The 20,500-nt window shown below is 69.0% G+C and carries 20 protein-coding genes and 1 riboswitch; of the genes, 7 read left to right on the top strand and 13 right to left on the bottom strand.

Features of this window, described 5'->3' with window-relative positions; all coding sequences use genetic code 11:
- On the top strand, positions 1-228 hold a 228-nt coding region (locus tag BR47_RS0122025; protein ID WP_029120787.1), incomplete at its 5' end, for a transposase.
- Positions 229-333: 105 nt separating this feature from the next.
- On the opposite strand, the gene BR47_RS0122020 is transcribed toward BR47_RS0122025, so the two are convergent.
- From BR47_RS0122020 to BR47_RS0122010, 3 genes are all read right to left on the bottom strand, one after another.
- Positions 334-690 carry a hypothetical protein gene (locus BR47_RS0122020; RefSeq protein ID WP_231506752.1) on the bottom strand — a complete coding sequence of 119 codons (357 nt, stop codon included), beginning with the start codon at positions 688-690 and terminating at the stop codon, positions 334-336.
- Between the two features lie 365 nt (positions 691-1,055).
- Entirely contained in the window at positions 1,056-1,769 is a 714-nt protein-coding gene (locus BR47_RS0122015; protein ID WP_029120785.1) for a VIT1/CCC1 transporter family protein, read from the bottom strand.
- A 61-nt stretch (positions 1,770-1,830) separates the two neighbouring features.
- A complete protein-coding gene (locus BR47_RS0122010; RefSeq protein WP_020103471.1) occupies positions 1,831-2,796 on the bottom strand; it encodes a TIGR03564 family F420-dependent LLM class oxidoreductase in 966 nt (321 codons plus the stop codon).
- Here BR47_RS0122010 and BR47_RS0122005 point away from each other — a divergent pair.
- Positions 2,795-3,910 carry a TDT family transporter gene (locus tag BR47_RS0122005; RefSeq protein WP_020103470.1) on the top strand — a complete coding sequence of 372 codons (1,116 nt, stop codon included), beginning with the start codon at positions 2,795-2,797 and terminating at the stop codon, positions 3,908-3,910. The genes BR47_RS0122010 and BR47_RS0122005 overlap by 2 nt on opposite strands.
- Positions 3,907-4,230 (top strand): DUF488 domain-containing protein, encoded by a 324-nt coding sequence (locus BR47_RS0122000; RefSeq protein ID WP_020103469.1) that lies wholly within the window; start codon positions 3,907-3,909, stop codon positions 4,228-4,230. The genes BR47_RS0122005 and BR47_RS0122000 overlap by 4 nt, the downstream gene beginning before the upstream one ends.
- Before the next feature lie 15 nt (positions 4,231-4,245).
- Here BR47_RS0122000 and BR47_RS0121995 read toward each other — a convergent pair whose 3' ends face one another.
- The 3 genes from BR47_RS0121995 to BR47_RS0121985 form a co-directional block, all read right to left on the bottom strand.
- Positions 4,246-4,722 carry a MerR family transcriptional regulator gene (locus BR47_RS0121995; RefSeq protein WP_020103468.1) on the bottom strand — a complete coding sequence of 159 codons (477 nt, stop codon included), beginning with the start codon at positions 4,720-4,722 and terminating at the stop codon, positions 4,246-4,248.
- A gap of 8 nt (positions 4,723-4,730) precedes the next feature.
- Positions 4,731-5,603: an SDR family NAD(P)-dependent oxidoreductase gene (locus BR47_RS0121990; RefSeq protein ID WP_029120784.1), complete on the bottom strand. Its 873-nt coding sequence runs from the start codon at positions 5,601-5,603 to the stop codon at positions 4,731-4,733.
- Positions 5,604-5,870: 267 nt separating this feature from the next.
- On the bottom strand, positions 5,871-7,172 hold the full coding sequence (locus BR47_RS0121985) for an acetyl-CoA C-acetyltransferase (RefSeq protein WP_020103466.1): 1,302 nt from the start codon (positions 7,170-7,172) through the stop codon (positions 5,871-5,873).
- A gap of 145 nt (positions 7,173-7,317) precedes the next feature.
- Between BR47_RS0121985 and BR47_RS0121980 the strand changes: the two genes are divergently transcribed.
- A complete protein-coding gene (locus BR47_RS0121980) occupies positions 7,318-8,667 on the top strand; it encodes a 3-oxoacyl-ACP reductase (RefSeq protein ID WP_020103465.1) in 1,350 nt (449 codons plus the stop codon).
- Between the two features lies 1 nt (position 8,668).
- Positions 8,669-9,511, top strand: a complete 843-nt coding sequence (locus BR47_RS0121975; RefSeq protein WP_020103464.1) for a MaoC/PaaZ C-terminal domain-containing protein — start codon at positions 8,669-8,671, stop codon at positions 9,509-9,511.
- A gap of 147 nt (positions 9,512-9,658) precedes the next feature.
- On the opposite strand, the gene BR47_RS0121970 is transcribed toward BR47_RS0121975, so the two are convergent.
- The 6 genes from BR47_RS0121970 to BR47_RS0121945 all read right to left on the bottom strand — a co-directional run bounded on the left by BR47_RS0121970 (position 9,659) and on the right by BR47_RS0121945 (position 15,443).
- Positions 9,659-10,222, bottom strand: a complete 564-nt coding sequence (locus BR47_RS0121970; RefSeq protein ID WP_020103463.1) for a CHAP domain-containing protein — start codon at positions 10,220-10,222, stop codon at positions 9,659-9,661.
- Between the two features lie 10 nt (positions 10,223-10,232).
- Positions 10,233-11,051 (bottom strand): ABC transporter ATP-binding protein, encoded by an 819-nt coding sequence (locus BR47_RS31150; protein ID WP_020103462.1) that lies wholly within the window; start codon positions 11,049-11,051, stop codon positions 10,233-10,235.
- Positions 11,048-12,037, bottom strand: a complete 990-nt coding sequence (locus tag BR47_RS0121960; protein WP_051128588.1) for a FecCD family ABC transporter permease — start codon at positions 12,035-12,037, stop codon at positions 11,048-11,050. The genes BR47_RS31150 and BR47_RS0121960 overlap by 4 nt, the downstream gene beginning before the upstream one ends.
- 20 nt (positions 12,038-12,057) lie before the next feature.
- A complete protein-coding gene (locus BR47_RS0121955) occupies positions 12,058-13,065 on the bottom strand; it encodes an ABC transporter substrate-binding protein (RefSeq protein WP_029120783.1) in 1,008 nt (335 codons plus the stop codon).
- 67 nt (positions 13,066-13,132) lie between these two features.
- A riboswitch (cobalamin riboswitch) is annotated at positions 13,133-13,318 on the bottom strand.
- 227 nt (positions 13,319-13,545) lie between these two features.
- A complete protein-coding gene (locus BR47_RS0121950; RefSeq protein ID WP_020103459.1) occupies positions 13,546-14,145 on the bottom strand; it encodes a TetR/AcrR family transcriptional regulator in 600 nt (199 codons plus the stop codon).
- Between the two features lie 110 nt (positions 14,146-14,255).
- Positions 14,256-15,443, bottom strand: a complete 1,188-nt coding sequence (locus BR47_RS0121945; protein ID WP_029120782.1) for a glycoside hydrolase family 3 N-terminal domain-containing protein — start codon at positions 15,441-15,443, stop codon at positions 14,256-14,258.
- A 118-nt stretch (positions 15,444-15,561) separates the two neighbouring features.
- On the opposite strand from BR47_RS0121945, the gene BR47_RS32760 reads away from it, so the two are divergent.
- Positions 15,562-15,735, top strand: coding sequence for a DUF2613 domain-containing protein (locus BR47_RS32760; RefSeq protein ID WP_020103457.1), 174 nt, complete (start codon positions 15,562-15,564; stop codon positions 15,733-15,735).
- 52 nt (positions 15,736-15,787) lie between these two features.
- The gene (locus BR47_RS31145; RefSeq protein ID WP_051634937.1) at positions 15,788-19,927 is read left to right on the top strand and encodes an alpha-(1->3)-arabinofuranosyltransferase; all 4,140 of its coding nucleotides are present in this window, start codon (positions 15,788-15,790) and stop codon (positions 19,925-19,927) included.
- A gap of 200 nt (positions 19,928-20,127) precedes the next feature.
- Here the strand turns inward: BR47_RS31145 and BR47_RS0121930 are convergent, their stop codons facing one another.
- Positions 20,128-20,469 (bottom strand): type II toxin-antitoxin system HicB family antitoxin, encoded by a 342-nt coding sequence (locus BR47_RS0121930; RefSeq protein ID WP_020103455.1) that lies wholly within the window; start codon positions 20,467-20,469, stop codon positions 20,128-20,130.
- Positions 20,470-20,500: the final 31 nt, after the last annotated feature.

Genomic DNA, 20,500 nt, shown 5'->3' with positions numbered 1-20,500 from the left:
TGTCGCATCGAATCGTTCGTCCTACTGCAACAACGCGTTACCCGTCACCGCACCCAGATACTGGCCGCCATCGAACATGGTCTGTCCAACGGACTCATCGAATCGGTCAACACCAAGATCCGGCTCATCACCCGCGTCGCCTACGGCTTCGCCACACCCGAGCCCCTGATCGCCCTGGCCATGCTCACCCTCGGAGGACACCGACCAGCGCTCCCCGGCCGACAATGACCCACACATACGTCAACAGAGCCACTTTCCTTGACGGCCAAGGCAAGTTGACCAGTCCCGGTGAGAGTTGTGTAGAGAGGCAGTTAGACCGGGCCCGGCCCCGGCTCATCCGACCCGGGCACGGAACCGGCTGTGCAGCGCCTGCTTGGAAACGCCGAGAACCCGCGCTATCTCGGGCCACGTCCACCCAGCAGCTCGAGCTTGAAAGACGGCCTGGTCGTAGCGCTCCTTCGCGGCCTCCAACCCGTCGCGAGCTTCGGCTAACGCGCGCAAGCTGTTTCCACTGTAGAAATCCGCCAACACCGGATCGGGTTCGGGTTCGCGCTCCTCGAACACGTCATCGTCGGGCAGGTCGTCATCCAGGCCATTGAGGGCACGGTAGGCACCCTCCTCGCCCAGGAGATTCACCAGCGCACGACGACCCAGCTCACGCATGTACGGGTCATCACTCGGTCCACCCATGCTTGTCCCTCCCCAGAGATATTGGGAAGTATGCGCCCGGGCACCGACAACTTCTGTGGACGAGCACCTGTCCTCCAGGGCATGTTCGATCTGGGCCGGTCAGCTTTCCTTGACCGTCAAGGAAAGTTGACCGCCCCAAATCGCATGTGCCGCAAGAGAGCTGACACGCCGCGGGCCGACGCGCCGACGACGCAAACAAGGGGCGGCCGGCCGCAGGCGGTGCGGGCCGGCCGAACTCAGGCGGCGGGCAGACCGACCGGCGGGCGGGGCAGCCGGCTCAGGCGGCGCGGGGCAGCCGGCTCAGGCGGGGCAGCCGGCTCAGGCGGCGCGGGGCAGCCGGCTCAGGCGGCGTGGGCCAGCCGGTCTCAGGCCACCACGCCGCCGACGAGATGGCCGACCAGATAGGTGGCGCTCAGCGCCAGGGCACCACCGATGACGTTGCGGGCCACAGCCTTGCCGACCGGCGCACCACCGAGCCGGGCCGACACCACGCCCGTGATCGCCAGCGCCAGCAGCACCGCGAACATGGTGACCGGGACGCGGAGCGTCGTCGGCGGCAGCAGGATCGCCACCAACGGCAGCAACGCGCCGATGGTGAATGACACCGCCGACGAGAACGCGGCCGCCCACGGGTTGGCCAATTCGCCTGGCGTGATGCCCAACTCGACGACCGCGTGCGCCGCGAACGCGTTGTGGTCGGTCAGTTCCTCGGCCGCGGCGCGGGCCGTCGACACCGACAGACCACGCCCTTCGAGCAGGCCGGCCAGTTCCTCGAGTTCGGCGGCCGGGTCCTCCTTGAGTTCACGACGTTCTTTGGCCAGCAGTGCCCGTTCGGTGTCGCGCTGCGAGCTCACCGACACGTACTCGCCCAACGCCATCGATATCGCGCCGGCCACCAAACCGGCCATACCGGCGGTGAAGATCGGTCCGCGCTCGGCCGTCGCGGCCGCGACACCGACGACGATGCCGGCAGTCGACACGATGCCGTCATTGGCACCGAGCACGCCGGCGCGCAACCAGTTCAGCTTCGACGCAACCGAACCCGCGTGGGGCTCGGCATCATGGGACGAGATCGCCATTCCTGCAACGCTATGCGGGCGCGCGGCGATCCGCCAGCCAATGAAGCCTTGCCAAACCTGCTCAGGATTCCAGTTTTTTGAGCACTGCGCGGGTGCGGGCGCGGCCTTCGGCCGACGGGTCGAACGTCACGCCGACGTACTCGTCGACCCCGGCGGCTTCGAGTTCGGCCAGCCGGTCGCGCACCGTCTGCTCGTCGCCGATGATCGCGATGTCCTCCGGACCGGCGTAGCCCTCGCGGTCGAGCATGGCCCGGTACGACGGCAGGTGACCGTAGATCGCGAACTGCTCGGCGGCCTGCTTACGGGCGCCGTCGACGTCGTCGGTCACGGCAACCGGAATGGCCGCGACAACCCGGACCGCGTCGGCGCGGCCGGCGTCGGCAGCGGCTTGGCGCAATGTCGGACCGACATGGCCCGCAAGGGTTTTCGGCCCGGTCATCCACGTGACGGTGCCCGACGAACGTCGGCCGGCGATCTGCAGCAGCTTCGGTCCGAGCGCGGCGATGTACACGGGCGGCGTCGGCGCGCCGGGGATGATCAGTGCGCCGCGCGTGGTCACCGTCTCACCGGTGGCGTCGGCCTTCTCGCCGTTCAGCAGCGGCAGCAGACCGTCCAGGTATTCGTTGAGCCGGCGCACCGGCTTGTCCCACGGGATGCCCCACATGCCCTCGGTGACGGCCTGGTGCGTCATGCCGAGCCCGAGCAGCAGGCGGCCACCCGCCATCTGGCTGATGGTCAGCGCCCGCTGCGCCAGCAGCATCGGAAGCTGATTCTGGATGGGCAGCACGCCGGTGCCGACCTCGATGCCGTCGACCTCCCGCAGGCCGACCGTCAGCACGGTGAGAAGGTCTGGCTCATAAGGCATCTGGGCGAACCAGGCCCGGCGAAATCCCTCGTCACGCAGCTGGGCGAGGTACGCGACGGTGTCGTCGACGGGCGATTTGAGACCACTCAACGAACCGAAAATGCTGATCTGCACGGGATGCTCCTTGAGGCCGGTTTGGGTCACCTGTTTGTATCGAACCATGACGACCGACGGACCAGAGACTGCCCGGCTGCAATATTTCGGACCCAACTGGTTCGCGTCGGTCATGGGCACGGGCATCGTGGCCACCGCGGCCGCGTCGCTGCCCGTCCATCTGCCGGGGCTTCGGGGCTTTGCCGAAGGAGTGTGGGTGATCGCCACCGCCCTGCTGGTGCTGCTGATCGTCGCGGTGTCGGTGCAGTGGGTGCGCCACCCCACGGTGGCGCGCAGCCAGGTGCGTAACCCGCAGATGACGCACTTCTACGGTGCCGCACCGATGGCGCTGATGACCGTCGGCCTCGGCGCCCTGCTGATCGGCAAGGACCTGATCGGCACGCGCTTCGCCGTCGACCTCGACTGGATCCTCTGGACCGCGGGCACCATCGGCGGTCTGTTCACCGCGATGACGATCCCGTTCCTCATGTTCACACAGCTGGAGGTCGGTCCGGACGCCGCGTTCGGTGGCTGGCTGATGCCCGTCGTGCCGCCGATGGTGTCGGCGGCGTCGGGCGCGCTGCTGCTGCCGCACCTGCCACCGGGCACGGCCCGCACCACGATGTTCTACGGCTGCTTCGCGATGTTCGGGCTGTCGCTGATCGCCGCCCTGATCATCATCACGATGATCTGGAGCCGGCTGGCGCACTACGGCACCTCGGGGTCGGCGCGCGTCCCGACGCTGTGGATCGTGCTGGGTCCGCTGGGACAGGGCATCACCGCCGCGGGGCTGCTGGGGACGGCGGCGGCCTCGGCCATCAGCCCGGAGCTGGCGTCGGGCATGAACATCTTCGCGGTGCTGTTCGGCGTCCCCGTGTGGGGCTTCGCGGTGCTGTGGATCAGCTTGGCGAGCGCCCTGACGGTGCGGACCATGCGCCGCGGCATGCCCTTTGCGCTGACGTGGTGGAGCCTGACGTTCCCCGTCGGCACGTTCGTCACCGGCACGTCGCAGCTCGCCGCGCACACCGGACTGCCCGCGTTCCGCGTCGCCGCCGTCGTGGCCTATGTCTTCCTGCTGTGCACCTGGGCACTGGTTGCGGTGCGCACGCTGCGTGGCAGTGTCGGCGGCAGCCTGTTCACGCCGCCGCCTGCTCCGGCAGCCATCCACAAGGACCCGAAATGACCGACACCGCACGGGTGTACGACCCGGTTGATCCCGCCCAGCCGCCCCGCGTGACCGTCGACCGACTGTGGCCACGGGGGATTCCCAAGGAAGACCCGCGGGTCGGCACGTGGATGCCGCACGTCGCGCCGTCGAACGAACTGCGCAAGTGGTACCACGCGCATCCCGGCGAGTTCGACAAGTTCGCCGCGGACTACCGGGCGGAGCTGGCGGACTCGGCGGAGCTGGCCAAGCTGCGATCGATGGGTCCGGTGACCCTGACCACCTCGGCCAAGGACGTCGCGATCAGCCACGTCGCGGTCCTGGCCGCGCTGCTCTAGACCTCCCGTCCGCGGTCAGGAGGTGTCGCCGGTGGTGCCACCGTAGGTCGCGATCTTGTACTCGGTGGCGGCCAGGGAGAGCGTCAGTTCGCGGATCTGGCGGCGGATGGTGTCGCGATGCTCGATCAGCATGTCGAGGCGTTCGGGAACCGTCTGCTCGCCGCTGTCCACGAGTGCGATGTAGTGCTGCAGATCGCGAATGGCCATGCCCGACAACCGCATCCGGGTCAGGAAGACGAGTCGGCGTACCGCCTCGGGTTGGTACCTGCGGTGGCCGCTGCTGTCGCGGTCGACCTCGACCAGCCCGGCACGTTCGTAATAGCGCAGGGTGTGTGCGGAGACGTCGAGCAGGTCGGCAACTTCGGCAATGGTCATCGGCTCGTCGAGCCCGTCGGTGTCGGCGAGCCGGTGAATGACCTCGATCGACATCGGGCCGTCCACCTCGCCGAGTGCGGCAAGTGCCCTGCTCATCAGATCGTCGGTGGAGGACATACTCGATCCTAGATCGGCCGCGATGAGACGGCGCTGTCCGCGAAGTCGGCGCTGCGGGCCAGCTCCGTCCACCGGGCGACCTCGTCCAGGCCGCGTTGGTAGGTGTTGGTGAGCCGCTCGACGGCCTCGGCACCGAGCGGCAGCCGCAGCGGCACCTCGTCCGAGCGGATCAGGGAGACGATGATCTGCGCGGCCGCGGCGGGGTCGCCTTCCTGCTTCCCGTCCGCGCCGGCCATGTCGGCGCGGACCGCGGCCAGGACGTCGCGGTAGGTCGACGAGCTGTCGGTGAAATCGAGCACCTCGGCCGCGTTGAAGGCGGTGCGGAACCGGCTCGGCTCGACCAGCATCACCCGGATGCCGAACGGCGCGACCTCGCCGGCCAGGGCCTCGGACCAGCCCTCCAGTGCGAACTTCGATGCCGAGTACGTCGAGACGCCGGGGAACGACATCCGGCCGCCTTGGCTGCTCATCTGCACGATCGTCCCGCTGCCCTGTGCCCGCATGATCGGCAACGCCGCGCGCACCAGGGCGGCGGGACCGAACAGATGCAGGTCCATCAGGTCGCGCAGCTGCGCGTCGGTGACTTCCTCGGCGGCGCCGACGATGGCCCGCCCCGCGTTGTTCACCAGGACGTCGAGGCGACCGTAACGGTCGACGGCCGCCTCGATGGGCCGGGCGGCCGCGCTCGCGTCGCGGGCGTCGAATGCGACGGTGGTGAAGCGGTCGCCGTAGCCGGTGCTGAGGTCGGCCACGCTGTCGGGATTGCGGACTGCGGCGACGACCTGATCGCCCGCGGCAAGGGCCGCCTCGGCCAGTGCGCGTCCGAGTCCCTTCGAGGCTCCGGTGATGAGCCAGGTCTGTGCCGGCGTCGATGTTGTCATGGCGCTGACGCTAGGAGTTTGAGCGCGCTCGAACGCAAGCCTGCTGAGGGATTTGTGCACGAAATTCCGCGGGCGGCGCGGAAAATCGTGCACAAATCCCCACGGGAAACGAGAGTGCCCCGTGCCTCCGTCAGGTCGGGGGTCAGACGGAAACACGAGGCACTAGGGGTATCGCTGGGGCTTCACGAGGCGTTACAGCCCCGGCGAAATTTATGGAAATGGCCGCAAAACCGCTGGTCCAGCGGCCATTTCCCGCACGTTCGAGACTCAGGCCTCCAGGATGGCCGTGACGCCCTGGCCACCCGCGGCGCAGATGGAGATCAGGCCGCGCACCGGCTTGCCGGTCTCCTTCTTCTTCTCGGCGAGCTGCTTGGCCAGCTGGGCCACGATGCGGCCGCCGGTCGCGGCGAACGGGTGCCCGGCCGCCAGCGACGAGCCGTTGACGTTGAGCTTCGACCGGTCGATCGAGCCCAAGGGTGCGTCCAGGCCGAGGCGGCCCTTGCAGTACTCGGGCGACTCCCAGGCCGCCAGCGTCGCCAGCACCACGGAGGCGAAGGCCTCGTGGATCTCGTAGAAGTCGAAGTCCTGCAGCGTCAGGCCGTTGCGGGCCAGCAGGCGCGGCACGGCGTAGGTCGGCGCCATGAGCAGGCCGTCGGTGCCGTTGACGTAGTCGACCGCGGCGGTCTCGGAGTCGACGAAGTAGGCCAGCACCGGGATGTTGTGCTCGGCCGCCCACTCGTCGGTCGACAGCAGCGCCACCGACGCACCATCGGTCAGCGGGGTCGAGTTGCCGGCGGTCATGGTGGCGTCGCCCAGCTTCACACCGAAGACGGGCTTGAGCTTGGCCAGCTTCTCGGTCGACGAGTCGGCCCGCAGGTTGTTGTCGCGGTACAGGCCCAGGAAGGGGCTGACCAGGTCATCGAAGAAGCCGCGGTCGTAGGCGGCGGCCATGTTCTGGTGGCTGGCGGCGGCCAGGGCGTCCTGGTCGGTGCGCTTGACGCCCATCTCCTTGGCGGTCTGGGCGGCGTGCTCGCCCATCGACAGCCCGGTGCGGGCCTCGCTGTTGACCGGAATCTCGACGCCGACGGCGGCCGGCAGCTTGCCGACGAGCTTCAGGCGGTCGACGTTCGACTTGGCGCGGCGCAGGCTCAGCAGCACGCGGCGCAGGTCGTTGCCGAGGGCGATGGGCGCGTCCGATGCGGTGTCCACACCACCGGCAGCAGCCACCTGGTAGCGGCCGGCAGCGATGCCGTCAGCTGCCGCGATGGCCGACTGCAGGCCCGTGCCACACGCCTGCTGCAGGTCGAAGGCCGGCGTGTAGGGCGACAGCGAGGTGCCGAGCACACATTCGCGCATGAGATTGAAATCACGGCTGTGCTTGAGGACGGCACCGCCGATCACCATGTCGAGCTTCTCGCCCTTGAGGTTGAAGCGGTCGATCAGACCGTCCAGAGCCGCGGTGAACATGTCCTGGTTGGAGGCGTTTGCGTACGCGCCGTCGGATCGCGCGAAGGGAATGCGGTTACCACCCAGGACTGCCACGCGGCGGCGGCTGTTGGTCTCGGCCACGGTTTTTCTCCAGTTCGTTGACGTTCGAGGACTGAGGCAAGATGTTGCTTGACGCCTATATTACCCACCGTTCTTACTCTGGAGTAAGTTCGTCTCTGACAAGACGGTTCCGTCTATACGACACACGTCCGCAGAAAGGTCCGCAATGGCTGACGTCCTCTCCCAAGTCCTCACCTCCGGTCCCGGTTCGTTCCTGGCCAAGCAGCTCGGCGTACCCCAGCCCCAGCCGCTGCGCCGCTACAAGGCCGGCGAGCCCGCGCTGGCCGGCCCCCTCCTGATCGGCGGCGAAGGCCGCGTCGCCGAGCCGCTGCGTGCGGCCCTCGCCGATGACTACGACCTCGTGGGCAACAACGTCGGCGGCCGCTGGGCCGACTCGTTCGGCGGCCTGCTGTTCGACGCCACCGGCATCACCAAGCCCGAGCAGCTCAAGCAGCTCCACCAGTTCTTCACGCCCGTGCTGCGCAACCTCGCCCCCAACAGCCGCGTCGTCGTCGTCGGCACCACGCCCGACGAGACCGACAGCATCGACGAGCGCATAGCCCAGCGTGCCCTCGAAGGCTTCACGCGCTCGCTCGGCAAGGAACTGCAGCGCGGCGCCACCATCGGGCTCGTCTACCTGTCGTCTGCGGCGTCGCCCGCCGCGTCGGGCATCGAGTCGACCATCCGCTTCCTGCTGTCGGGCAAGTCGGCGTACGTCGACGGCCAGGTGTTCTATGTCGGTGCCGCCGACTCCGTGGCCCCGGCCGACTGGGACAAGCCGCTGGCCGGCAAGGTCGCGCTCGTGACCGGCGCCGCCCGCGGCATCGGCGCCGAGATCGCCCGCGTGTTCGCGCGGGACGGCGCGTCCGTCGTCGCCATCGATGTCCCGCAGGCCGCCGACGCACTCACCGAGACCGCCGCTGCTGTCGGTGGCACCGCGTTGGCCCTCGACGTGACGGCCGACGACGCCGTCGCCCAGATCGTCGCCCACCTGACCGAGCACCACGGCGGCAAGGCCGACGTGCTCGTCAACAACGCCGGCATCACCCGCGACAAGCTGCTCGCCAACATGGATGACGCGCGCTGGGACTCGGTGATCGCCGTGAACCTGCTTGCGCCGCAACGTCTTGCGCAGGGCCTGGTCGAGAACGGCACCATCGGCGAGGGTGGTCGCATCGTGGGCCTGTCGTCGATGGCCGGCATCGCCGGTAACCGCGGCCAGACCAACTACGCCGCCACCAAGGCCGGCATGATCGGCATGACCGACGCGTACGCAGAGGTGTTCGGCGAGAAGGGCGTCACCATCAACGCCGTCGCGCCGGGCTTCATCGAGACCAAGATGACCGACGCCATTCCGCTGGCAACCCGCGAGGTGGGGCGTCGCCTCAACTCGCTGTTCCAGGGCGGCCTGCCGGTCGACGTCGCCGAGCTGATCGCCTACTTCGCCAGCCCCGCGTCGAATGCCGTCACCGGCAACACGATTCGGGTCTGCGGCCAGGCACTGTTGGGAGCCTGACATGTCGCAGCCCAACGGTCTTGTGAACATGGCACGGGCGGTGGCGGGTGCGCTGCCGTTCGTGTCGCGGGGTTCCACCTTGCCGGCCCGCACCGTCACGGTGTCGGGCCTGAACATCGACCCGAAGAACGTCGCCGAATACGCCGCGGTGACCGGGCTGCGGTTCGGCGACACCGTGCCGCTGACCTACCCGTTCGCGCTGACGTTCCCGACCATGATGTCGTTGGTCACCGGATTCGATTTCCCGTTCGCCGCAATGGGTTCGGTGCACATCGAGAACCACATCACGCAATACCGGCCCATCAAGGTGACCGACGAACTGGACATCGCGGTGCGCGCGGAGAACCTGCGCGAGCACCGCAAGGGCCTGCTGGTCGACATCATCACGGACGTCAAGGTCGGCAACGACCTGGTGTGGAATCAGGTCACCACGTTCCTGCACCAGCAGCGGACCAGCCTGTCGGGTGAGCCGAAGCCGGAGCCGGTGAAGCAGCCGAAGCTGCCGCCACCCAACGCGGTCATCAGCATCACACCGGGTCAGATTCGGCACTACGCCGACGTCGGTGGCGACCACAACCCGATCCACACCAGCTCGATCGGCGCCAAGCTGTTCGGCTTCCCGACGGCCATCGCGCACGGAATGTTCAGCGCCGCAGCGGTTCTGGCCAACATCGAGGGCCAGTTGCCGGATGCGGTTAAGTATTCGGTCAAGTTCGGCAAGCCGGTGCTGCTGCCCGCCAAGGTGGGGCTGTACGTCGAACCCATCGAGGGCGGCTGGGAGCTGGCCCTGCGCAACCTGTCGAAGGGTTACCCGCACCTGACGGCGACGGTCACCGAGCTGTAGCCCGCCGCGCGTCTCTCGCCCGGGCGTGTCGGCTCTCCTGTGGCACTTGCGATTTGGCGCCGTCAGCTTTCCTTGACTGTCAGGGAAAGTTGACGGCTCCGGGCGAGAGATGTTGGTAGGCAGCGGCCGAGCGCGCGCCAGCCTCCCTCATTCGTACCGGCCGAACCCGCGGATGCCGGGGTCGTCGGCGATCTTGAACGTCGACAAGCCCACATTGGTGCCCTCACCGCCACCGACCGTGGTGAGCGTGCCGTTGTCATTGACGAGCACGATGTTGACGTGCTGGCCCTTCGGGCTCGGCTTGTCGTAGAGCACCATGTCGCCGGGCAGTGGCGAGTAGTCCGTCGGCTCCCAGCGCCCCTCGGCATGCAGATAGTCGGTGAGTGTCATGACACCCGGGATGCGCCAGTGCCCAGAGTTGGGATTGGTGAAGGGTTTTCCGGATTCCCGCATAACCCAGCTGGTGAAGTCCGCGCACCACGGCTCGTCGTTGCCTTCGGAGTACTTGGCCATGTCTGCTTGCGCCGCGTACTCCTGAGCCAGGACATGCACGACGGCCGCGCGACCGGGGCTCAGCTTCGAGGTGTCCACGACTGGGAAGTCCGGCCGGGCGGCGTGCTCGCGGTAGCCGCGATACCCGGCCAGGGCGACGACACCGGTCAACACCAGGGCAGCCACGACCAACAGGATGCGGCCCGCCCGTTTGTGCATATCTTCCAGATTAGGTGACCGACGTGGTGCCACCCGTCGGCAATTTCGGGCCCTGGTGGACAGACGGCGGGAGGAGCTGGATCGACGGGCGGCCGGTGCCGTCGACCGTGACCCGCGCCGCGACGCCGTAGACCGCCGAAATCAGTTCGGCAGTGAGGACTTCGGCGGGCGTCCCGGCCGCGACAACCCGCCCCTTGTCGAGCACGACGAGCCGGTCGCAGAACAACGCCGCCAGAGTCAGGTCGTGCAACGTCACCACCGCTGTCACGGGCAGTGCACGGATGAGTGCCAGCAGCTCGAACTGGTGCCGGATGTCGAGGTGGTTGGTGGGTTCATCGAGCAGCAGTTCGCGAGGCTCCTGCGCGAGGGCGCGGGCGATCTGTACCCGCTGCTGCTCGCCGCCGGACAACGTGCGCCAATCCCGGTCGCGCATGGCCGTCGTCTCGGTCTGTTCCAGGGCACGCTCGACGGCACGGTGGTCGGCCGCGCTGTCGCCAGACCAGATGCCGCGGTGCGGAATTCGGCCCAGGCGCACGATCTGCTCGACAGTGAGGTCCAGCTCCGTGCTGACCTGCTGCTCGACCACCGCGACGCGTTGCGCCACCGCACGACGACGAAGATCGGCGAGCGGTCGTCCGTCGAGCAGCACGGCGCCGGCCTCGGGATGCCGCAATCCGGCGAGCAGCCGCAGCAGCGACGACTTGCCGGCGCCGTTGGGCCCGAGCAGCCCCAGCGTCTCGCCGTCCGCCACGGCGAGCGACACCCCGTCGATGACGAGTCGCCCGCCGGCCGACCAGCAGACGGATTCGGCGGCGAACGCGCCCGTCATCGAATCCGCCTGCGTCGAGCGAGAATCCACATGAAGATCGGTACGCCGACGAGCGCGGTCACCACGCCGACCGGCAACTCCTGCGGCGCGAACACCGTGCGGGCCGCGGCGTCGACCCAGACCAGGAAGATGGCTCCGGTGATCGCGGTGACCGGCAGCAGCCGTCGGTGCGACGGCCCGACGATCATTCGCGCGGCGTGCGGCAACACCAATCCGACGAAACCGATTGCGCCCGCGGCACTCACCAGCACGGCCGTCAGGAGCGCCGTCGTCGCCAACAAGACGGCGCGGACGCGCCGCACCGAGACACCCAACGCGGCGGCCGCATCGCGACCGAAAGCGAATGCGTCCAAGGCATCTGAGTGCAACCAGCAGATGGCCAGGCAGGCCGCGCACACAAGACCGCACAGCGCCACCTGAGACCAGGCGGCCCCGGCCAGCGAGCCGAGCAACCAGAACAGCACCCCGCGGGTCTGTTGCGCGTCGGCCGACGAGAACACCACCAACGCCGTTGCCGCCGAAAAGAGCTGGGTACCAGCGACTCCGGCGAGCAGTACCCGGTCCTGTCCACCGCCGGACACCGCCGCGAGGGCCAGTACCAGAACGAACGCGATCACGGCACCGACGAACGCACCGCCCGACAGCGTCAGCGCACCACCGATGCCCGCAACGACGACCAGCACCGCTCCCGTCGACGCGCCGGACGAGATGCCCAGCATGAACGGGTCGGCCAGCGGGTTGCGCATCAGCGACTGCAGGATCGCCCCGCAGATGCCCAGGCCCGCGCCACAGATCGCGGCCAACAACGCGCGCGGCAGCCGTAGTTCCCAGACGATGCCGTCGTCGATCGGCGCGACATTCGCCGTGCGGCCCCAAAGATGTTGTGCGACGACGGCATACACGTCACCGAAGCCGAGGTCGGCCGGTCCGATGATCATGGCCGCCGCGATCGACAGCGCCAGGACCACCAGACCGACCAGCGTCATCGCGACCGTGCGCACCGCCGTCAGGACTTCCCGCCCAGCCCGAACGAGCGCAGTCCGGACGCGACGGTCTCGACGGCGTCGACGTTGCGCAGCGACGGGTCCATGGCGCTGGCCGGCAAGATGATCCACCTCTTCTCCCGCACGGCCTTCAACTTGCTTGCCGCCGGGTCGGTTTCGAGGAACTTGATCTTGTCGGCGACGCTGTCACCGTCCTTGCCGCGGGTGAGATCGGCGAGGACCAGCACGTCGGGATCGCGCTGGAGGATGGCCTCCCACGAAATCTCGGGCCACAGCTGCCGGTTGTCGGCGAACGCGTTGCGCGCCCCCACTGCCGTAGTGATGATGCCCGGCGCTCCGCAGCAGCCGGCGATGTACGGCGTTCTGGTACCGGCGTACCACCACATCAGGGAGACGTCGTCGGCCTTGAGTCCGGCGGTCGCGGTCGCCATGCGCGCCTGCAGTGTCGACACCAGCTTGTCACCACGCTCCGCGATACCGAAAACCTTGGCGATATCACCGATTTCGGCGTACATGTCGTCGAGCGTCAGCGGGCGTTGTTGCGCCGCGTCCTGGCCGCCGCACTCGCTGGACGACTGATACGTCGGCACTCCGAGGCGCTCGAACCGATCCCGCGGGGCGACACCCTGATCGGTGAACGACCAGTCGAACGTCGCGTACACGAAGTCGGGTTTCTCTTTCAGCACCCGCTCGAACGACGGGAAATCTCGGCTCAGCACAGGCACTTTGGCGTTGTCGGCGGCGAGGTCGGGCCGGACGTCGTCGCTCCAGGACGCGGTGCCGACCATCCGGTCGGCGAGTCCGAGCGCCAGGAGCAGCTCGGAGGCCGGCTGATTGATCGAAACCGCGCGCTGCGGTGGCGCTTTCACGGTCACCGTGCGGCCGCAGTTCTCCAGCGTGACGGGATAGCCGGCGGTTCCGGCATTGACAGTTCCGGTCGCCCGCGGTCCGCCACATGAGCAGACAAGCGAAACAACCAGTGCGACAAGCACAATGGTGCGTCGAGACACGGCGGCGCCTTCCGATCCGGGACTCGGTTCGCGGAGTCCATGCGTGGCGGGCCCTCGCGCCGCCAGGCCGCGAGAGCCCGAACCAGCAGGTCTTCGGACTCGGGATCATCCAGGCCGGAGCGCCTTCCCAGCCCACATGGGACCAGTGGCCGTTGCTCCGCCTGTCCCCCTTACCGCTGCGCGTCAGTTCCGGTTTCGCACCGGATTCCCTGACCCAACCGCGTTGGGTTCGACTGGCTCGAATCGGACCATACCAGCGCCGCGGCTGGGCCGCGCCGGCGTGTCGCTGCCGGTGGCGTGTCGTCCTCTCCTGTGGCACATGCGATTTGGAGTGGTCAACTTTCCACGGCTCCGGGCGAAAGGTGCCAAGGGAGAGAGCCCCGGACGGGCTGACGGTCCGCGAATGTGCGACGAGATCGCCAGAATCACTGGGAGGGCGATCTGTGTGCACAGTCGCGGCGTCGCGGGAGCGCGAGAAACCTACGACTCGGCGCGCTTGCCCTTCAGGCCGCGCCAGAAGAGGTTGATCATCAGCTCGGTGGCGTCGTTGACGTCGGTGTCGCCGGCGCTGACGCGGGACGCGATGGCCTCACCGGCACCCACCAGCGCCACGGCCATCATCTCGAAGTCGCTGTCCGGCTCCGGGTTTCGGGTACCCGCGCTGAGCAGCCGGGCCACCAGGTCGATGATCTTCTCGCGCCCCTCGCGCACGGTGTGGGCGAACGCCTGCGAACTGGTGGCCTGCGTGTAGAGCACGATCCACGACGCCCGGTTGCGGTCGATGTACGTCATGAACGACAGCACCGCGTTACGCAGCAGGTCGCGCGGGCTCTGGGCGAAGTTGATGTCCGCCCGAACGGTGTCGACGAACCGCGTCAGCTCCCGATCCAGGCACGCCGCGAACAGCTCTTCCTTCGAGCCGTAGTAGAGGTACAGCATCGGCTTGGAGATCTCGGCCTGCGCGGCGATCGCGTCCATCGAGGTCTCGTGATAGCCGTTCACCGAGAACATCTGCACGGCGGCGTCGAGCATCTGCTGTTCGCGGACGGCCCGCGGCAGCCGCTTGGTTCCACCTGCCATCGGAACAGGGTAGCCGGACGACGATCAAGCGGTGAGGAACGAGCGCCGTTGTGGGGGCACCTCCCGCTTGCGGGGGAGAGTGCGGCAAATCGGGCCGGGCAAGGAGCGGCTCACTTCACGCATTTCGCGCCCGGCCCCTTCATGCCCGCGACGCGCAGCACCGACTTGTCGATCTGCGCCTGGTCCAGTTGCCCGGACTTCGCGGCCGCCTCCAGCTTGTCCAGCACGTCCGGGATCCCGTCGGTGGTGATCCACAGCGCGACGTCCGCGCCGGCCTGCAGTGCCTTGAGCGCCGCGTCGGCCACGCCGAAGTGCTGGGTGATGGCGGCCATGCCGGTCAGGTCGTCGGTGAACACGACACCGTCGAACGGCGGGCCGCCGTACTGGCCGCTGCGCAGCAGGTCGTAGGCCGGCTTGCTGAGGCTGGCCGGGTCGTCACCGAGCGTCAGGCCCGGCACCTGCAGGTGGCCGACCATGACGGCGACGGGCTCCTGCGTCGTCAGCGTCCGGTACGGCACCAGGTCGTTGTCCTTCAGCGCCTCCAGCGGCGGCGTCTTGACGCCACCGGTGTGCGAGTCGCCCGAGCCGTGCCCGTGTCCCGGGAAGTGCTTGAGCACCGGGACGAGCCCCGCCTCGCGCAGGCCCGCGGCGTACGCACCGGCGTACTCGGTCACCTTCTGCGGGTCCGAGCCGAAGGAGCGGTCGCCGATGACCTCGTCGTCGGGCTCTTCGGTGACGTCGGCGTCGGGCGCGAAGTCGACGGTGATGCCGAACTTGTCCTTCATCTGCTGTCCGCGGTCCTTGGCGATGGCCTGGACCTCGGCCGGGGTCTTGGTCGCCGCCAGCACGCGCGCCGACTCCTGCGGACCGATCAGCTTCTTCAGCCGGGACACCCGGCCGCCCTCTTCATCGATGCTGACCGCCAGCGGCAGCGCACCGGACGCGGCCTGCAGTGCCGGGATGCTGCCGTCCGACAGCATGGACAGGTCCGTCCAGCTACCGATGAAGATGCCGCCGACCTGCTGTTCCGTCACGGCGGCACGGGCATCGGCGGCGTCCTTGACGCCCACCATGAGCAGCTGGGCCAGCTTCTGCCGCAGGGTGAGCGTGCTCAGCAGCGCGTGCGGGTCGCATGGCGGGGCGGTCGGTGCGGGCGCGTCCATCGGCTTGCTCGACGACGCGGTGGGCTTGGCCTGGCTGGACGTGCTGGACGCGGCAGGCTTGTCGGAGGACGACGAGCAACCGGCGATCAATCCGGACACCAGTGCCAGCGCGCCGAGGGTTCGGGTCAAGGACATGGGGTCCGAGCCTAGCCGTGTGACGAGTCGCGCAGCCGGGGCACGTTGGTCCCGCGATGACCTGCGCGCAGGCCGGCGAACACAGAAGCGGGCAGGTCGCCATGCTAGTTTGGGGCCCATGGACCGCTTCCTCGTGCCCGCCGGAGCCAGCATCGTGGTCGGTCTGTTGCTCGGCGCTGCAGCGGTCTTCGGCACCACGCTGATGCTGGAGCAGGACACCAAGCCGACGCTGCAATCGGGCGATCCAGCGTCATCGGTGCTCAACCGGGTCGAATACGGCAACCGCAGCTGATCCCGTAGCGCCCCTCTCGCGGCGCTGCCTATGGGTCGTCAGCGCGGCCGCACTGGTCCTGACGTTCGCCCAGTCACCGGGCCGGGTCTCGCCCGACACCAAACTCGATCTCACCGCCAACCCCGCGCGCTTCCTGGCGCGGGCAGCAAACCTGTGGAGCAGCGACCTCCCCTTCGGCCAGTCACAGAACCAGGCCTACGGCTACCTGTTCCCGCACGGGACGTTCTTCCTCGCCGGTGACATCATCGGCCTGCCCGGCTGGGTGACGCAGCGGCTGTGGTGGGCATTGCTGCTGGTCGTCGGCTTCTGGGGAGTCATCCGGGTCGCCGAGGCCCTGGGCATCGGCAGCCGGTCCTCCCGCGTGCTGGCCGCCGTCGCGTTCGCCCTGTCCCCGCGGGCGCTGACGACGCTGGGCGCCATCTCGTCCGAGACGCTGCCCATGATGCTGGCGCCGTGGGTGCTGCTGCCGGTGATCCTGGCGCTGCGCGGCGACCCCCGGATTCGGCAGCTGGCGGCCCGCTCGGCCGTCGCCGTGGCGCTGATGGGCGCGGTGAACGCCGTCGCCACCCTGACGGGCTGTCTGGCCGCGCTCATCTGGTGGGCCGCGCACCGGCCCAACCGACGCTGGTGGCGCTTCACGGCGTGGTGGTTCGGCTGCACGCTGCTCGCGATCCTGTGGTGGGCCGTGGCGCTGCTGCTGCTCGGCCGCATCAGCCCGCCGTTCCTGGACTTCATCGAATCGTCGGGCGTCACGACGCAGTGGCTGTCACTGACCGAGGTGCTGCGCGGCACCTATGGCTGGACGGCGTTCGTCGCGACCAACGCGACGGCCGGTTCGTCGTTGGTGACCGGATCGGTCGCGGTACTGGCGACGACGCTGGTGGCGGCCGGCGGCATGGCCGGCCTGGCGATGCGCAGCATGCCGGCCCGGGGACGCCTCATCTCGATGCTGCTGTTCGGGCTGCTGCTTCTCGCGGTCGCATACTCGGGCGGCCTGGGCTCGCCGATCGCGCACCACGTGCAGACCTTCCTGGACGCCGCCGGCACCCCGCTGCGCAACGTCCACAAACTCGAGCCCGTGCTACGGCTGCCGCTGGCACTGGGCCTGGCCCACGTGCTCGGCCGCATTCCGCTGCCGGGCACCGCACCGCGCCGTGAGTGGATCAACGCGTTCGCGCACCTCGAGCGGGACAAGCGCATGGCCGTGGCCGTGGTGCTGCTGACGGCACTGGTCGCCGGGACGTCGCTGGCGTGGACGGGCCGGCTCGCCGCACCGGGTGCCTACCGCGCCATCCCGCAGTACTGGCACCAGACGGCGGACTGGCTCGACGCGCACAACGCCGAGACGCCGGGCCGCGTGCTCGTCGCGCCGGGCGCGCCTTTTGCCAACCAGGTCTGGGGCAACACGCACGACGAGCCACTGCAGGTCCTGGAACGCGGCGCGTGGGGGGTGCGCGACTCGATTCCGCTGACACCGCCCGAAACCATCCGCGCCCTGGACTCGGTGCAACGCCTGTTCGCCACCGGCCGGCCGTCCGCCGGGTTGGCCGATACCCTGGCCCGCCAAGGCATTTCGTTCGTCGTGGTGCGCAACGACCTGGACCCCGACAACTCGCGGTCGGCCCGGCCGCTGCTGGTGCACCGGGCCATCGAGGGCTCTCCCGGCCTCACGAAAGTCGCCCAGTTCGGAGACCCGGTCGGGCCTGGCACGCTGGACGGCTTCGTCTCCGACAGCGGTCTGCGGCCGCGCTACCCCGCCGTCGAGATCTACCGGGTCAAGGGCGCCGCGACAACGCAGCCGTACCTCGCCGACACCGACACCATGCCCCGCATCGACGGCGGGCCCGAATCCCTGCTGCGCATCGATGAGCGCCGTCGCCTGATGGGCCGAAACCCGTTGGGCCCCATGATCTTGACGCAGGACGCGCAGCGGGCCGGACTCCCGGTGCCCGAGGTGACCGTCACCGACACCCCGCTGGCCCGCGAAACCGACTACGGCCGCGTCGACGACCACTCGTCGGCGGTGCGGGCCCCCGACGATCCGCGCCGCACCTTCAACCGGGTCATGGACTACCCGAGTCCGGGCGCCACGACCGCCTACGGCCAGTGGCCGGGCGGACGGATCACCACGTCGAGCTCGTCGTCCGATTCGACCGCGCTGCCCAACGTGGCGACGGCGGCCGGGCCGGCTGCCGCGATCGACGGCGACACCTCGACCAGCTGGGTGTCCAGCTCGCTGCAAACCGCTGTGGGGCAGTGGCTTCAGGTTGACTTCGACCATCCGGTGACCAACGCGACCATCACCCTGACGCCGAGCGCGACCGCAGTCGGCGCCCAGGTGCGTCGCATCGAAGTGGCAACAGCCAACGGCACCAGCACAATTCGCTTCGACCAGCCCGGCAAGCCGCTGACCGCGGCCCTGCCCTACGGCGAGACATCCTGGGTCCGGTTCACCGCGACCGGCACCGACGACGGCTCCCCCGGCGTGCAGTTCGGCATCACCGACTTCTCGGTGACGCAGTACGACGCCTCCGGCTTCGCCCATGCCGTGAGCCTGCGGCACACCGTCGACGTCCCCGGGCCGCCGGCGGGATCGGCTGTCGCGCAATGGGATCTGGGCAACGACCAGCTGGGCCGGCCGGGCTGCGCCGAGGGCCCGAACGGGGTCCGCTGTGCCGCCACCATGGCCCAGTCGCCCGAAGAGCCCGTCAACATGAGCCGCCTGCTCACCGTGCCGGCACCGACGTCCGTCGTCCCCACCATCTGGGTGCAGGCCCGGCAGGGGCCGCACCTGGCCGACCTCGTGAGCCAGCCCGGCACCACCCGTGCGTCGGGCGACTCGGACGTCATCGACGTCGCCGGATCGGCCTACGCCGCGACCGACGGCGACCCGCGCACCGCCTGGGTGGCCCCGCAGGGCATCGTCCAGTTCCGCAACGGCGCCAACCTGACCGTGCACCTGCCGGCGCCGACGACCGTCAGCGCCCTGCGGCTGACCCCCAGTGCCTCCGAGCTGCCGGCGCATCCGACCGTCGTCGCCGTCGATCTGGGCAACGGACCGCAGGTCCGACGGATCGGCGACGGGCCGCAGACCATCCAGCTCAACCCCGCGAAGACCGACACCATCAAGCTGTCGATCCTCGACTGGCACGACCTGATCGACCGCACGTCACTGGGATTCGACCAGGTGAAGCCACCCGGCCTGGCCGAGGTCGTCGCCCTCGACGACCACGGCGTGCCCATCGCCCCCGCCGACGCCGACGCCAACCGACGCCGCGCCATCACGCTGCCGTGCGGCCGCGGGCCGATCATCGCGATCGCCGGCCAGTTCCTGCAGACCTCGGTACACACCACGGTCGGCGCGCTGCTGGACAGCAAGCCCATCGCGGCCCAACCGTGCCAATCCGCGCCGCTCCAACTGCCCGCCGGAAAGCAGGAGCTGATGATCAGCCCCGGCCCGTTCTTCACCGTCGTCGGTGCTCGCCTGACCGGCCCGCTCGCCGCCCATATCCACAGTGCCCCAACGACTCCCGCGCAGCTGAAGAAATGGACGTCCGACCGCCGCGAGGTGCAGGTGACGCCGTCCCCGGTGCAGCGGGTGCTCGTCGTACCCGAGAGCGTCAACCCCGGCTGGACGGCCCACACCGCCAACGGCGCCCTCCTCACGCCCGTGACGATCAACGGATGGCAGCAGGGCTGGGTCCTGCCGGCCGGCACCGCGGGCATCGTCACGCTGACGTTCGCGCTGAACACCCCGTACCGGATCGGGCTGTTCGGCGGGCTGGCGCTGCTCCCGATCCTGGCGCTGTTGGCGCTGCTACCGATGCGGCGCCGTGTCGACGATGAGCCAACGCGGACCTGGCAGCCGCGTCCCGCGCTCGTCGGCGTGGCCCTCGTCGGATTCGGTTTCCTGGTGGCGGGATTCGCGGGTCTGGCGACCATCGCGATGGCCATCGGCATCCGGTACCTGTTGAGGTCACGGGTGCGGTGGCTGGACGGCTGGACCGTCATCGCCTCGGCGAGCGGCCTGATCGGCGCGGGCGCGGTGCTCAGCGCATACCCGTGGCGATCGGTGGACGGCTACGTCGGGCACTCACCGTGGGTTCAGTTCCTGGCGCTCATCTCGGTGGCCGCGCTGGCGGCGTCGTTGTGGGAGGCACCGGCCAGATGGACGCGCCAGCTCGACGAGTGATTCACGAGTCACACCTGCATCACACGCACCGATCTGTCGGTCGCCACACGCATCTGGAACTCGGTATCGCCGGCAGTATCAGGCGCGGCCTGACCAGGACAGATTGGCAGGTGGTATCGCGGGCGATACCGAGTTCCGGAATCGGTTGGGCCAACTGACAACTCGACACGCCGGCACACCGAACCCCCGGCCGCACACTGCTAGAAATCGTCGAATGACGGTGGCCGGGCAGCCAGCTTCTGGACCACCCATTGATTCAGTGAGACGCCCTGCTCAGCCGCTTCGACACTGAGCTTGGCGTGCATGGCCGTCGGCATCCGCAACAGGAACTTGCCGCTGTACTTGCGGTCCGTGATGGATTCAGGCGGCGACATTTCACTCGCCAGCAGATCGCGGACCTCGTCGGCCACCGTCTGTTCCATTGCGGCAATCGCGGTCGCGGCGGTCATGCCCGTCGCCCAGAGCCGCGGGAACTCCAGGCATCCGGCCAGATAGCGGCCACGCTCCGGCGACCACTCGGCCCGGTAGGTGTATTGCGTCATAGCGCGAGCATGGCGCACCCGACCGACACGG

Source organism: Mycobacterium sp. UNC410CL29Cvi84, assembly GCF_000686745.1.
Lineage (GTDB): Bacteria > Actinomycetota > Actinomycetes > Mycobacteriales > Mycobacteriaceae > Mycobacterium > Mycobacterium mucogenicum_B.
This window is presented reverse-complemented; position numbering and strand designations above follow the sequence as displayed.